This is a genomic window from Burkholderia sp. HAN2018 (genome assembly GCF_024704855.1).
GTDB lineage: Bacteria > Pseudomonadota > Gammaproteobacteria > Burkholderiales > Burkholderiaceae > Burkholderia > Burkholderia cepacia.
Genome location: NZ_QOBB01000025.1, coordinates 25,632 through 39,653 on the forward strand (window position 1 = coordinate 25,632; position 14,022 = coordinate 39,653).

Annotated in this window: 11 protein-coding genes; 9 read left to right on the top strand and 2 right to left on the bottom strand. The window is 64.2% G+C overall.

The annotated features are described in order from the left end of the window. Positions 1 to 180 precede the first annotated feature (180 nt). The 7 genes from DPV74_RS08755 to DPV74_RS08780 all read left to right on the top strand — a co-directional run bounded on the left by DPV74_RS08755 (position 181) and on the right by DPV74_RS08780 (position 10,085). The gene (locus tag DPV74_RS08755) at positions 181 to 3,216 is read left to right on the top strand and encodes a type VI secretion system Vgr family protein (protein WP_162922989.1); all 3,036 of its coding nucleotides are present in this window, start codon (positions 181 to 183) and stop codon (positions 3,214 to 3,216) included. After that, positions 3,213 to 3,503: a hypothetical protein gene (locus DPV74_RS08760; RefSeq protein ID WP_119337001.1), complete on the top strand. Its 291-nt coding sequence runs from the start codon at positions 3,213 to 3,215 to the stop codon at positions 3,501 to 3,503. The genes DPV74_RS08755 and DPV74_RS08760 overlap by 4 nt, the downstream gene beginning before the upstream one ends. Next, positions 3,500 to 3,931 carry an arginine:ornithine antiporter gene (locus DPV74_RS08765; RefSeq protein WP_124536517.1) on the top strand — a complete coding sequence of 144 codons (432 nt, stop codon included), beginning with the start codon at positions 3,500 to 3,502 and terminating at the stop codon, positions 3,929 to 3,931. Before DPV74_RS08760 ends, DPV74_RS08765 begins: the two co-directional genes overlap by 4 nt. Before the next feature lie 81 nt (positions 3,932 to 4,012). After that, on the top strand, positions 4,013 to 8,752 hold the full coding sequence (locus DPV74_RS08770; RefSeq protein ID WP_119337002.1) for an RHS repeat-associated core domain-containing protein: 4,740 nt from the start codon (positions 4,013 to 4,015) through the stop codon (positions 8,750 to 8,752). Then, a complete protein-coding gene (locus DPV74_RS08775; protein WP_162922990.1) occupies positions 8,752 to 9,087 on the top strand; it encodes a hypothetical protein in 336 nt (111 codons plus the stop codon). The genes DPV74_RS08770 and DPV74_RS08775 overlap by 1 nt, the downstream gene beginning before the upstream one ends. 4 nt (positions 9,088 to 9,091) lie before the next feature. Continuing rightward, a complete protein-coding gene (locus tag DPV74_RS42105; protein WP_119337003.1) occupies positions 9,092 to 9,478 on the top strand; it encodes an RHS repeat-associated core domain-containing protein in 387 nt (128 codons plus the stop codon). A gap of 142 nt (positions 9,479 to 9,620) precedes the next feature. After that, positions 9,621 to 10,085: a hypothetical protein gene (locus DPV74_RS08780; RefSeq protein WP_162922991.1), complete on the top strand. Its 465-nt coding sequence runs from the start codon at positions 9,621 to 9,623 to the stop codon at positions 10,083 to 10,085. 82 nt (positions 10,086 to 10,167) lie between these two features. On the opposite strand, the gene DPV74_RS08785 is transcribed toward DPV74_RS08780, so the two are convergent. Beyond that, entirely contained in the window at positions 10,168 to 11,082 is a 915-nt protein-coding gene (locus tag DPV74_RS08785; protein WP_119337004.1) for an AraC family transcriptional regulator, read from the bottom strand. A 194-nt stretch (positions 11,083 to 11,276) separates the two neighbouring features. Between DPV74_RS08785 and DPV74_RS08790 the strand changes: the two genes are divergently transcribed. Further along, complete coding sequence (locus DPV74_RS08790; RefSeq protein ID WP_027790025.1) at positions 11,277 to 11,471, top strand: hypothetical protein; 195 nt, start codon at positions 11,277 to 11,279, stop codon at positions 11,469 to 11,471. Positions 11,472 to 11,510: 39 nt separating this feature from the next. Here DPV74_RS08790 and DPV74_RS08795 read toward each other — a convergent pair whose 3' ends face one another. Then, positions 11,511 to 12,464 carry a LysR family transcriptional regulator gene (locus DPV74_RS08795; protein ID WP_027790026.1) on the bottom strand — a complete coding sequence of 318 codons (954 nt, stop codon included), beginning with the start codon at positions 12,462 to 12,464 and terminating at the stop codon, positions 11,511 to 11,513. A 100-nt stretch (positions 12,465 to 12,564) separates the two neighbouring features. Between DPV74_RS08795 and DPV74_RS08800 the strand changes: the two genes are divergently transcribed. After that, the gene (locus tag DPV74_RS08800; RefSeq protein ID WP_119337005.1) at positions 12,565 to 13,923 is read left to right on the top strand and encodes an NAD(P)/FAD-dependent oxidoreductase; all 1,359 of its coding nucleotides are present in this window, start codon (positions 12,565 to 12,567) and stop codon (positions 13,921 to 13,923) included. Positions 13,924 to 14,022 lie beyond the last annotated feature (99 nt).

The window sequence follows — 14,022 nt, forward strand, 5'->3', positions numbered from 1 at the left end:
AATTTCGTACAAGTTGCCGGATTTCCGCGTGAATTTTCAGAATCGTCTCATATCCCCACCATCAATCAATGCCCATGCTGGCGTCCAGAGAAGTCCATGTACGTCCATCTCTGCTGAGAGCCTGCTGCCCACCCTGCCCTAGCGGCAGCAGCCGTAGGTGCTCAGCCACTTGGAGCATCGATGGCAAGACAATCCGATATGCGCTTCACCTTCAAGGCGGGGGGCCTCGAATTCGACGTGGTTTCGTTCGAGCTGGAAGAAGGACTGAGCCAGCCGTTCACGCTGTCGGTCGACCTGGCCAGCACCGATCCGTCGATCGATTTTGCGGCCGTTCTCGACCAGCCCGCGCAGCTCACCATCTGGCGCGCCGGCCAGCCCGTGCGCTACGTCCACGGCCTGGTCAGCGATTTCGAACAAGGGGAAACCGGCTTTCGCCGCACCCGCTATCGCGCGGTGGTCGAACCCAGGCTCGCACGTGCAGGGTTGTGCGCCGACTGGCGCATCTTCCAGCGGCAGAGCGTGCCGGACATCCTGTCGGCGGTGCTCAAGGAACACGAGATCACCGACTACGAACAGTTGGTGACCGAGACGCACCTGCCGCGCGAGTACTGCGTGCAGGCGGGCGACAGCGACTTGCATTTCCTCGCCCGGCTGGCCGCGGAAGAGGGCTTCTATTACGCGTTCGCCTTCGCTGATGCCAGCCACCGCCTGGTCCATGGCGACAATCTCTACATCTTCGGCGCCATCGAGGGCGGCCCGGTCGAATACAACGCCACGCCGGGCGGCGACCAGCCCACGCCGGCGCTGCGCCGCTTGCGCTACAGCGAGCGCGTGCGTACCGCGCGGCAGACCCAGCGCGACTACACCTTCAAGCACCCGACCTATAACCAGGAGCATCAACACGACGGCGCGCAGCTCGATCACCAGAGCCAGGACTACGAGGTCTACCAGTTCCCCGGCCGCTACAAGGAAGACGCGGCGGGGCGGCCCTTCACCCGGACCCGCCTGCTCGGGCTGCGCGGCGACGCGCGTACCGCCGAAGTGGAAGGCGACGATGCGCGCCTGGTGCCCGGCCTGGCCTTCGACCTCATCGGCCATCCGCGCGCCGACCTCAACCGTGGCTGGCGGCCCCTGCGCATCAGGCATCGCGGCGTACAGCACACCAGCCAGGCCGAGGAAAGCGCAGACGCGGAACTGGGCACCCACTACAGCTACACCGCCGAGCTGATTCCCGACGATGTGGAATGGCGCCCGCAGCCGATGGCCAAGCCGCGCATCGACGGCCCGCAGGTCGCCATCGTCGTCGGCCCGCCGGGCGAGGAAATCCACTGCGACGAGTGGGGCAGGGTCAAGGTCCAGTTCACCTGGGACCGGCAGGGCAAGTCCGACGAGCACAGCTCCTGCTGGATCCGTGTTTCGCAGAACTGGGCCGGCGCCACCTGGGGCCACATGGCCATCCCGCGTATCGGCCAGGAAGTCCTGGTGGGCAATATCGACGGCGATTGCGACCAGCCTCTGGTCATCGGCAGAACGTACATGGCGCTGCAGCGGCCGCCGTACGAGCTGCCCAAGCACAACATCCTCAGCACCATCAAGAGCAAGGAGCACAAGGCCGGACGCAACAACGAACTGCTGTTCGACGACACCAACGGCGAGATCAGCACCACGCTGCGCAGCGACCAGGGTGCCAGTGCGCTCAACCTGGGCTACCTGGTCCACCCGCGCCCGGGCGGCGGCAAGGCGCGCGGCAAGGGCTTCGAGCTGCGCACCGACGAGCACGGCGCGGTGCGTGCCGGCTCCGGCCTGCTGCTGACCACCGAGCCGCGTCCGCACGCCAGCGAGCACCACAAGGACCTCAAGGAAACCGCCGCCCGTCTGCACGTGGCCGGCGAGCAGCAGGAGGGCTTCGGCACCCAGGCCCGCGAAGTACAGGCGCAGGAGGCGGGTGACCAGGATGCGGTCGCCAAGGCGCTGCAAAAGCAGCACCAGGGCATCGTCGGCAACGGCCCCGGCGATCCGGCGAGCAACAACTTTCCCGAATTCGCGCAGCCGTACGTCGTCGTCGCCAGCCCGGTGGGTATCACCACCAGCACGCCAGGTTCGACCCATATCGCCAGCGGCGAGCACATTGCGCTCAGCAGTACGGAGCACATCAGCCTGACCAGCGGCAAACGCCTGCTCGCCAGCGCCAGCCGTGGCATCCGCCTGTTCGTGCAGAGCATGGGCTATCGCCTCGTAGCCGCGGCGGGAGACATCGACATCCGCGCGCTGAAGGACAGCATCAACCTGCTGGCCAAGCTCAACATCACCCACACCGCCGAGCGCATCACGCTGAACGCCAAGACCGAGCTGGTCATCAACGGCGGCGGCAGCGCCACGGTGTACAACGCCGGCGGCATCACCCACCAGACCAGCGGGCGCTACACGGGCCATGCGGCCAAGTTCAGCTACACCGGGCCCAAGAGCCGGGCGGCCAGCTTCCCCGAGCCGCCCAAGCCTGGCCAGGGCAACCTCGAACTGTTCAACCGTTACGCCAATCTGCGCGGCCTGGCGAACGGCGGTTTCGAAGTCGAGGACGCGCTCGGCAAAGTCTTCAAGGGCACGCTCGATTCAGCGGGCCGCAACGTGGTCTCCGGCGTGGCGCCGGGGCCGGCAAAGATTCGTTTTGGGCTGGACCCCGCCGACCCCTGGTCGGAGGCCAGCTATGTCGGCGTGCCCAAGTGGCCTGCGAATCCGCCCAGTGGCGGTATCGGCCAGGTCCAGGCTCTTGTCGCCGGCGCCATGCCGTCGCAGCCCAAGGCCTCCGCGCCCGTGCCAGCCATGGCGAAGTCCCTGAGCGTTGGCGCTCCGTCAGTGCCGGCATCGGGCCCCGGCCGCTGGGTCACCACGGACAACGATTACCACGGCATCAAGAACACCGGGGTCATGTTCATCAATCGCCTGACTTCCATGGGCGACGAAGGGCGCCTGTTCGGCTCCGACGGCAAGGACTACATGAACACCACGCGCGACAAGATCCAGCAGTGGAAGCCATTGCCCGCGGATGCCGATCCGTGGCTCAAGGAAAACTCGGCCGTTCACACCTACGGCGAGACCCGGAAGATCAAGCAACGCTATCTCGAAGGCGCCGATGCCTGGGCCATCGGCGGCAAGTCCTGGCATTGGCAACCCGGTGTTGCCGACGAAGTTCACGAAATCAAGGGGGTCAAACCATGAAAGAAACACGCCTGCTGCTCGAAAACACCCACGCCAACGGCACGCCGGTCAGCAACGGCAGCTACGAGGTTGAAGATGCCCAGGGGCCAGTCTTCAGCGGCACGCTGGACGAAGCCGGCCGCGCCCTTGTCGTTGACCTGGCTCACGGTCCCGCACGCGTACAGTCTGGCGACGACCCGGCCGCCCCTTGGGACAAGAGCAGCTATATCGGCACGCCGACGTGGCCCCCCAAGCCGGTTCAGCGGACAGCGGCCAATCCGGATTCAAACCGGGAGGTGCCGTGGTGACGCGTCCGCTCTACCTGTTCTGGGGCGGGCTGGATCTGCTCTATCTGATTCGCTTCCTCTGGCTCAACTTCGCCGACGGACGCATTCCGCTGTACCACGACATCCAGGCATTCGGGCAATTGCACGAACAGGGCGACCATGCGGCCGTCTGGCTCGGCCTGTCGCTGCTGCTCACCGTGTCCATCGCCGTGTCGGCCTGCCTGTTTCTGCGGGGCAGCCGCTACGCGCGGCCGCTGGCCTATGCCCAGGTGCCGCTGCGCCTGCTCTTGGCGGTGCCCTCTCTGTCATTCATTCCATGGCTATTGCACTTGGGCGAGGGATCAAGCCTGTCGCTCAACCTCGGGCTGCTGCTGGTATCCGAGGTGTTGAAGGTCATCACCCTGCGTCGGCACGGGCGCGCGAATGGTCCTGCCGCCCCCGCTGCGTAGCGCTCCACCCAATACCCCCCATTCATCACCGAGCACGGCCGTGGTCATGCCGTGCAAGCCAACCTACACCACAAGTCACGCATGGCAAGCCCGAAGCCGCAGGAACAACAACGTGAACCCCAGGTGGCGGTCGCGCCGCTGAACACCGTCGATGCGCGCGACGTCAACCGAGGCGCCCAAGAGTTCGACCAGTGGCTGCGCAAAGTCAGCGATGGCGTGGTCACCCTCGACCGCATCCGCACCGTGGCGGGTTCGCTGCCCGTGGTCGGCAACATCATCGCCCTGGTCGACAGCCTGGGCGATATCGTCACCCTGTCGCAGGCCAAGGAGCGCCAACTGCTCGACTGGGTCAGCCTGGGCATCAACCTCATCGGCGTGCTGCCGGCGCCGCCGACCATGGCGGCAGCGCGCATGAGCCTGCGCCCGACCCTGTTCCTGGTGCGCCAGGAGCTGAAGCTGAATGGCAAATCGCTGCTCGGTGATGCCCTCGTCAACGTGCTGGTGGCCCACCTCAACGCCAGCATCGTGGGCGAGATCGACAAGTTCGCCCAGGAAGCCCAGGGCAAGCTCAATGGCATCCTCAAGGACGCGGGCGAATGGGGCGAGAAGGCGATCGTCGACATCGCAGGCGGTCTCGAAGCGCTTGCCAAGGGCAAACTCAACGCCTCCGGCGACGCCAAGGCAGCGGCCGAGCAAATGCGTGCCGCTGGCGACCAGTTGCTGCATGATCCCAAGGCCAGCATCAGCAACTTTCTCGGCGCCTTGTGGGGGGCCTATAAAGCCACCGGCAAGGCCGCCGCCAACGTTGCCGCCAAGGCCCTGCTCGACGAGCGCCAACGCGAACTGGTGCTCCGCAATACCGAGGCGCTGCGCAACTTCGCGCCGGAACTCAAGCGCCAGGTCACCAGCCTGGGCGACGAGAAAGTGGCCAACAGCATCGGCTATCTGCTCGCTTCCCTGGTCACCGCCTTGGCGCGCTGGCGCGCGCGGGGCGCTGCCGGCCAGAGCGCCAACGTCAAGCCCAAGACCACGAGCAAGGGAGAGAAAACGGGCTCGGAGGGCATGGTAGAGGCCCAAACAAAGCAGCATTCCACCACGAAGGACCCCAATCCGCTGAAGGACGGCTGTGCCTGCGCCAAGACCAACGGCAGCATCAGCTTCGCCATGGGCAGCGAGACGCTCAGCCACACAGATTTCACGCTCCCCGGGCCGTTCCCCATCGACTGGACGCGCACCTACCGCTCCAGCCTGGGGGCCTATGATGCGGGAGATCTTGGTGCGCGCTGGATCACCCCGTACACCACGCGCTTCGATGTGGTTGGCGACGGGGTGCGTTACCACGGCGCCGATGGCCGCAGCCACGACTACCCGCTGCCCAAGGTGGGCGAAGCGCACGACGACCGCATCGAAGACCTCACGCTGATCCGGGTCGGCGAAAGCAGGCTGGCATTGTGCCGAGGGTTCGAGCGCCGCGAGACCTACCAGCGTTATGGCGACCGCTACCTGCTCACGCAGATCGAGTTGCGCGGCGGCGCCGGCATGCTGCTGGGCTACGACCATCGCATAGGCGAGCGCGTGGTGCTCTCCGACATCGTCACCTACCAGGACGACCCCAGCCAGCCGCACACCCACCTCGGCACCGACGTGGACGAGGCCGGCCGCATCATCGGCCTGTGGCTGATGGGCAAGGAAACGCCCCAGCGCCGCCTGAGCCTGTATCGCTACGACGAGGCCGGCGACCTCACGCTGGCCCAGGACGAGAACGCCGAGGTCTGGACCTACGCCTACCAGCACCACCTCGTCACCCGCTACACCGACCGCACCGGCCGGGGCATGAACCTCGCATGGCAGGGCGAAGGCCCCGATGCGCGCGCCGTGCATGAATGGGCTGACGACGGCAGCTTCGAGGTACGTCTGGAGTGGGACTCGAACATTCGCCTCACCTACGTCACCGACGCGCACGGGCAGGAAACCTGGTACTACTGCGACATCCTCGGCTACACCTACCGCATCATCCACCCGGACAAACGCTCCGAATGGTTCTTCCGCGACGATGCCAAGAACGTCATCCGCCATGTCCACACCGATGGTAGCGAAGACCGTTACGCCTACGACGAGAACGGCAACCTGCTCGAACACATCCGGGCCGATGGCACGGTGGTGCACTACGCGTGGGATACGAAGAACCAGCTCATCAAGATCAGCGATGCCGAGGGTGGGCTCTGGCTGCGCGACTACGACACGCGTGGCCGCCTGACCGAGAGCGTTGACCCGCTCGGCAACAAGACCGAGTACGCCTACAACCCGATGGGCCTGCCGATCGGCATCACCGACGCCAGCGGCAAGATCAAGCAGCTCGAGTACAACGTCAATGGGCAGCTCACGCGCTACGTCGACTGCTCCGCCAAGGCCAGCCAATGGGCCTACGACGAGCGCGGCCAGCTCGTGCAGTTCACCGACGCGGTGGGCAACGTCACCCGCTATCGCCACGAGGCCGGCCAGCTCGCCGTCATCCGCCACCCCGACAACAGCGAAGAACACTTCGAGCGCGATGCCGAAGGGCGTTTGCTGACCCACGTCGATGCCCTGGGGCGGCGTACCGAATGGGACTACACCGAGGCCGGGCTGCTCGCCAGCCGGGTGGACGCGGCCGGCCAGACCCTGCGCTACCAGTGGGACAAGCTCGGTCAGCTCACCGCGCTGCGCAACGAGAACGGCCGCGACGCCGAGTTCCACTACGATCCGGTGGGTCGCCTGCTCGCCGAAACCGGCTTCGACGGCGCGACCACCCGCTACGAGTACGAGGAAGAAACCGGCAAGCTGGCGCGCGCGGTGAACGGGCAGCGCATCACCGCCTATACCTTCGACGCCATGGGCCGTCTTGCAGAACGCCGCGCGGCGCTGCAAACCGGCGAGACGCCGCCGCGTGAGCAGGACTGGCAGGTGGAACGCTTCGCGTATGACCTCAACGGCAACCTGGCGCTGGCGACCAACGCCGACAGCCGACTGCAATGGTTCCACGACGCGGCCGGCAACCTGGTGCGTGAGCACCAGCACTACACCCGCCTCGGCAAGCCGCTGGTCGGCGTATGGCAGCACGAATACGACGCGCTCAACCAGCGCATCGCCACCGTGCGCCCGGACGGGCACAGGGTGAGCTGGCTCACCTACGGCAGCGGCCACCTGCTGGCCCTGCAACTGGACGAGCGCGAACTGGTCAGCTACGAGCGCGACGACCTGCACCGAGAAGTCCTCCGCACCCAGGGCAACTGCCTGCTGCAAACCCAGCAGTGGGATGCGCTTGGCCGTCTCAGCGAACAGGTGCTGGTCCGCGAGGCCAAGGGCCCGGCCACGCAGACCGGTGGCGGCAGTCGCCTGCTGGTGCGCCGCTACCGCTACGACGCCAGCGGCCAGCTCACCGACATCAACGACACGCGGCGCGGCCAACTGGCCTACCGCTACGATCCGGTGGGCCGGCTGCTGGAGGCACAAAGCCGCCTGGGCCACGAAACCTTCGCGTTCGACCCTGCCAGCAACCTGATCGATCCGGCCGAACAGCGCGAGGCCGAGCGCCAGTGCATGCCGCGCATCAAGGCGCTGGACAACCTGCTCAAGCAATACGCCGGCACCCACTACCAGTACGACGCGTGGGGCAACCTCAGCAAGCGCTGGCACCAGGGCAAGGAGAGCCGCTACACCTGGGACCTGTTCGACCGGCTCACACACTACGAGGATGAGCGCCTTGCGGTCGATTACACCTACGACGCTCTCGGCCGGCGCCTGTCGAAGTACAGCAAGGCCCACTACGAGGAACGTCGCGAGGCCGGCCCGCACTGGAACCGCGCCGAGCGGGTGAAGCGTAACCGCGAACTGCAATGCGGCTTTACGCTGTACGGCTGGGACGGCGATACGCTGGCGTGGGAAAGCAAGATTGCCGACGAGGATGGCTTTGGCGCGCGCACCACGCATTACGTGTACGAGCCGGGCAGCTTCGTGCCGGTGGCGCAGGCGGTACGCGACGACGCCATTGAACTGCTCGACCAGCCGGACTACGGCGACTACTACCGGCAGGACGAAGACCCGCTGTGGATGCCACCACCGCCCGCGCCACCGATAGACGGCTTAGCCTGGTATCAGTGCGATCACTTGGGCACGCCGCAGGAACTGACGGACGAGCAGAGCGAGATCGCGTGGGCGGCGGAGTATCGCGCCTGGGGTGTCGCGCAGGAGGCGATTCGCAAGGCCTCCGATGGACGCGTGGAAGTGCGCAATCCGATCCGGTTCCAGGGGCAGTACCATGATCACGAGACGGGGCTGCACTATAACCGGAATCGGTACTATGACCCATACTCCGGTCGGTTCGTCAGTAAGGACCCGATCGGGCTCGCCGGTGGGATCAACGTCTATCAATACGCACCCAATCCAACGGGGTGGGTTGATCCGCTTGGGTTATCCGGTTTTGAACCTAAGGTTCTAACTAGCGGAACTGTCTTTAGAAATGCATCGGGGACCCCCGATAGCTTGACTCCGCGCTTAGGAAAAGACACGACCCGAATCGATGGGAAAGAGCCGGGCTTGTCGGCAGCCACTTCGGAAGCGGGATTGGACAGCGGGAAATATGTTGAGCTGGACATCGGCAAGCTTTGTTCGTGCGGGCTTCAAGCGACGCATGATAAGCCGAATGGTCACGTGACCATTCGACCGATAAACGATCCGACCGATTCCAAATTAACAGACTGGGCGAAGTCCAGGGGAGGCAGCTCGACGCATTCTCTGACAGAAGGTATATTGGGAGCAGTCACTGGTCGGGGGAAAAAGTGATGGCGACCGATATCCAATCCTATTTGTCAGAATATGTAGCAAAGGTAAAATGTGCCATTGAAAAGAGGGTTAATATTGAGTCATCGAATTCAGGATTTTACCCAAACTCTCTCGGCGGTACGGCATACGTAAGCTTCTACCCAAAGGAGATCGATCTAACACTTGATCTGACAGGTGTGGGTGATAAATACAGGGTAACTGCCGATCTGACGGATCAAGAGGGAAAAGTGATTTCTGGAGATATCTTTAAATTCGATGGGGATCCAGAGTATTTGTGCATGGCGCTTGACGCGTTCTTCCCTGATTTGGTTAAGTTGGTTTCGGATTTCCTTTAAATGAATGAGATGGCCGTGTCAGCGGCCCCTGGTTCGTCTACAGCCGGCATCGGTACTATGTCCAGGCACGGGGAGACTCATCAGCAAGGACCCGATCGGGCTGGCGGAAGGGTTGAACGCGTTCCAGTACGCGCCGAACCCGGCCGGGTGGATTGATCCGCTGGGCTTGGCTAAGACAACATGCGACTTATATGCATTTGGTAATGCCAGTGGTCCGCGCGAACCTAGAATTCAAGGCGTTAACACAAAATCGGGACAAAACGCAGACTTGATTGCCGACGCAGTTGGAATGGTGGGGCCGACTACTGAAGGAGGAGCGTCGACATTCGGTGATATCAATAAGGCACCTATCACAAGCTTCCAGCTGGATCGGAACTCCCAGACGGGATAGAGGTCGTTGCGGATGGCAAGGACGTTGGCGGGTCGCATGCCGCAACTCATCATACAGTTTGTCCGTCTAAGCGAATGTCGGGACAGACATTTGTCGAGAAATTCAAAAATATGCCTTGAATTAAGGCCCGGAAGAATTAATCATGAAAGATGAAGAAAATGACTCGTGGAAAAATCTTAAAGAGGCTTATCGGATCTACGTGAAATTGAGGGATGGGTTTGTAAAAAAAACATCTGCCGTTTCTTTTATTCAGAGAGCCTTTTCCGTGCCTGAGGAAAGGGCTATGGCTATCGATTTGGTGTTGAGTTACCCTGAGTCAGAGAGGGTTGATTTTTTTAAACAGTTGATCTCAATGTCAAGCTATGTAAATGGCTTCACGGAAGAGTGCAGAAATTTGATATTAGAATTGCCACGTGATTGGGTGATGAAAAATATCGAGGCAGAAGTCGATGGGGTGCTGGTTAATGGGGGTTATGAAGAGTATCGCTGTTTGCTAGAGTTGTGTTGTGAGCTGGATCGAGGGTTGATGATTAAATTTGCGAAACGTGCTCTGGATAGTTCTGACGAAGACATCAAGGATGCAGGTGCAGATTTTCTGTCCCGCTAATCTTATCGAGGTCGAGCAGTTCAAATGGGCAGCGATATCGCTTCAATGCGGCGTGGCAACTGTCGCGCATCGAGGATATGCGTCAGCCCTTCCCCCCGTCCTCGCCCTCATACGCCAGCCTCAACCCACCCCGCTCCCCCGATCGCGCAATCTCCGTCGGCGTCGCACCCACCACGCGATTCATCCAGTTCGCCATGTGACTCTGGTGCGCAAACCCGGCTTCGAGCGCGATCTGGCTGATACTCAGCCGGCCTTCGAGCAGCAACGCCTTCGCCCGCTCGACCCGGCGCCGCACGACGTACTGATGCACGGGCATCCCGAGCGTTTCGCGGAACAGCACCTTGAAATGCGGGACGCTGATCGACACGAGCGCCGCGAGTTCGGCAAGCGTCATGCGCCGCTCGAGATTCGCTTCGACATAGTCGATCACGCGCGCGGCCGCCTTCGGCGCGAGCGTGCGGCGGCGCTCGCGAAACGCCGGCTGGCCGTCGACCAGCCGCGCGACGAGCGCCGTGCACAGGCTTTCCGCATAGAGCGGATCCGACGCGTCGTCCGCTTCGAGTTCGGCCGCCATCGCCCACGCGATGTGCTGAAGGCGCGGGTCACGCACCTGCAGCCGGCGGCGGATCTGCCCCTGCGACGGCTTCAGTTCGAGCTGCTCGACGGTGCGCCGCACGAACGTGTCGCTGAGCATGATGTGCAGGATCCGGCAGTCGGCGCTGTCGGTCCACTGGCCGGGCAAGCCCGCCGGAATCACGTCGACGTCGCCATGCGCCTGAATGCGCGATACGCGTTCGCCGTCGCACACGCAATCCGCGCGAACAGGCCCGCCGATATGCACGCCGATCCGATGATGCTCGGCCGCCGGAATCCGGTAGGTGCCCGCGCGGATTTCCAGCAGCGACGCGCCAAAGCCCTGCCAGCCGAGCCCGCGGCTGGAGCGCAGGCTGACCGGGACGCCGTTGTCCGTCGGCGCCGCGAGAATCGCATCGCTCATGGCCTTCCTCCGGTTGATGGGGATGTCGAACGCGCATTGTGACGCGTTTTCGGCCCGCCTGCCGGGCCTGTCGGCGGCTCACCCCGGCTGAGCAGAAAAAGATCATCCGTTTCTGCTCGGGGCCATCCTTGCGTGTGCGCCGGCGGGCGCCGTGCCGCTTACGATGGCCCCATCCGACACCTACGGAGACCGTCATGCCTCACTGCCTTGCGCAACGCGCCGCGCTCACCGCGCCGTCGCCCGCCGCCACCCGCCCCTCGTCCGGCCCCCGCTCCCGCAACGACCGCACCACGATCGCCGTCCGGTGCCTGCGCATCGTGGGCTGGTACCGGCTCGAACGGCTGCTCGCGTCGATCCCCGACAGCAACGACGATTTCGGGCTCGTCTGACCGGCCGCACGGCCGGTGTCGGACGCTCATTTGCGCCGCTTATTTGCGCCGCCGCTCGTGCGATGCCACCGTCGCGCCGTCGATCACCGGCGCGCCCTGCTTGATCAGGAAATCGCGGAACAGCCCCGTGACCTGCGAAATGCGCCGGTCGGCGAGCGTGACCACATACCATTCGCGTTCGATCGGGTTGCCGGGAAACGGCAGTTGCCCGAGCAGCCCGGTGCGCAATTCGAGTGCACACGCGTGCAACGACAGGAACGCGACACCGAGCCCGGCTTCGGCCATCTGCTTGATCGCCTCGTTGCTCGACAGTTCGGAGCCCACATGGAAGCGGTGGCCGGCCGTCTTGAAGAGGTTCTCGACGGTCGAGCGCGTGCCCGCGCCGCGTTCGCGCACGAGCAGGTGCGCGGATTCGAGATCCTTCAGCGAGATGCGCTTGCGCTGCATCAGCGGATGGCCAGGCGCCGCGACGAACACCATCGGATGCTTCGCGAACTCCACCGCATGCGTACGCAATTCCTTCGGCGCGCTGCCCATCACCGCGAGATCGATTTCATGCGTGGCGAGCATGCGGATGATGTCGTCGCGATTTCCAACCTTGAAATATGTCTTCACATGCGGACGCGTCGCGGTGAATTTCACGAGCAGCGGCGGAATCAGGTACTCGGCCGTCGTGATCGCGCCGATCCGCAGCGTGCCGCCGAGATCGCCGGTCAGCGCGGCCACTTCGTCGCCGGCCTCGCTCCACAGATGCAGGATCTCGCGCGCATAGCGCGACACGATCTCGCCGGCCGCGGTCAGCTGTACCCCGCGCCCCACCCGCTGCAGCAAGGCGGCGCCCACCGCCTCCTCGAGCAGGCGAACCTGCAGCGACACGGCCGGCTGCGTCAGGTTCAGCTCCTCGGCCGCCCGCGACACGCTGCCGAGCCGCGCAATCATGTCCAGCGCCTTCAGCTGCCGGAACGTCGCGGTCTTTCCTATAAGTGAATACATATGAGTCGCTTATAAACATTAAATTGTTCGAGTGGGTTCGAAACTATATCGTCGGTTCTTGAGCAATGTCATCCGAATCGTCATTCAGCGGGAGCCCCACATGGACAACACCACGCCCAACCTTGCAACAGACCGCGCACCGCGCCTGCCGCGCATCGTGATCGTCGGCGGCGGCGCCGGCGGCCTGCACCTCGCCACGCGTCTCGGCGATACGGTCGGACGCCGCGGCCAAGCCGAAGTCGTGCTCGTCGACCGCTACCCGACGCACTTCTGGAAGCCGCTGCTGCACGAAGCCGCTTCGGGCCATCGCGACCCGGCATCGCACACGATTGAGTACGCGGCGCAAGCAAAGCGCCACGGTTTCCGTTTCGTGCAGGGCGCGCTGCAGCGGGTCGACCGCGCGGCACGCACCGCAACGATCGCGGCCGTGCAGGACGCTGACGGCACGGAAATCCTGCCGCAGCGCGAACTCGACTATGACGACCTCGTGCTCGCCGTCGGCAGCGTGACGAACTTCTTCAACGTGCCGGGCGCCGCGCGCCATGCGCTGCCGCTCGAAAACCTCGACCAGGCCGAGGATTTCCGCCGGAAGTTCCTCGCGGCCTGCACGAAGGCGAATCACCTGGCCGAGCAGCAACCCGCGCGGCGCGCGGCGCCGATCTGCATCAACGTGATCGGCGCGGGTGCGACGGGCGTCGAGCTGGCCGCGGCATTGCGGCATGCGATCCAGCAGCTGACGACGTACCGCTTCAAGGCGCTGGTATCCGCACGCGACGTGCACATCCGGTTGATCGAAGGCGGCCCGCGCATCCTGCCGGCACTCGACGCGCGGCTGTCCGGCAAGATGCACGCGCAGCTTCGCGCGCTGAACGTGGACGTGCTGACCGATACCCGCGTGGCGGAAGTCGGCGCGGATGCGGTGACGACCGCGACGGGCGAACGGCTCGCGAGCGACATCACGATCTGGGCGGCCGGCGTGGCGGGCCCCGCGATGCTGCGCGAAATCGGCGACATCGCGCTCAATCGTGCGAACCAGGTGATCGTGACCGACACGCTGCAGACGCCCGACGATCCGCACGTGTATGCATTCGGCGACTGCGCCGCATGCCCGACGGCTGGTGCGAGCGGCTTCCTGCCGCCGCGCGCGCAGGTTGCGTACCAGCAGGCCGTGTATCTGGTCAACGCGTTCGCGCGCCGCGTCGCCGGCAAGCCGGTGACCGGCTTCACGTTCCGTGATGCAGGCACCGTCGTGTCGCTCGGGCATGCGGGCGCCGTGTACCAGGCCGACCTCGGCGTGCGTTCACGCTCGCTGATCGTCGACGGGCTCGCCGCGATCGGCCTGTACAAGTTCCTGTATCGCAAGCACCTGTTCAGCGTGGTCGGCGTGAAGCGTGCGCTGTTCCAGTCGCTGAGCCACTGGCTGCAAAGCCGCAACCAGCCGTCGATCAAGCTGCACTGAGCGACGACTCGCACGCAGCATCGCACAACGGCATATCGGGCGGCCATCGCTCGATATGCCGTTTTTTTATATGCATATAACGGTTGCATCCACAACGTG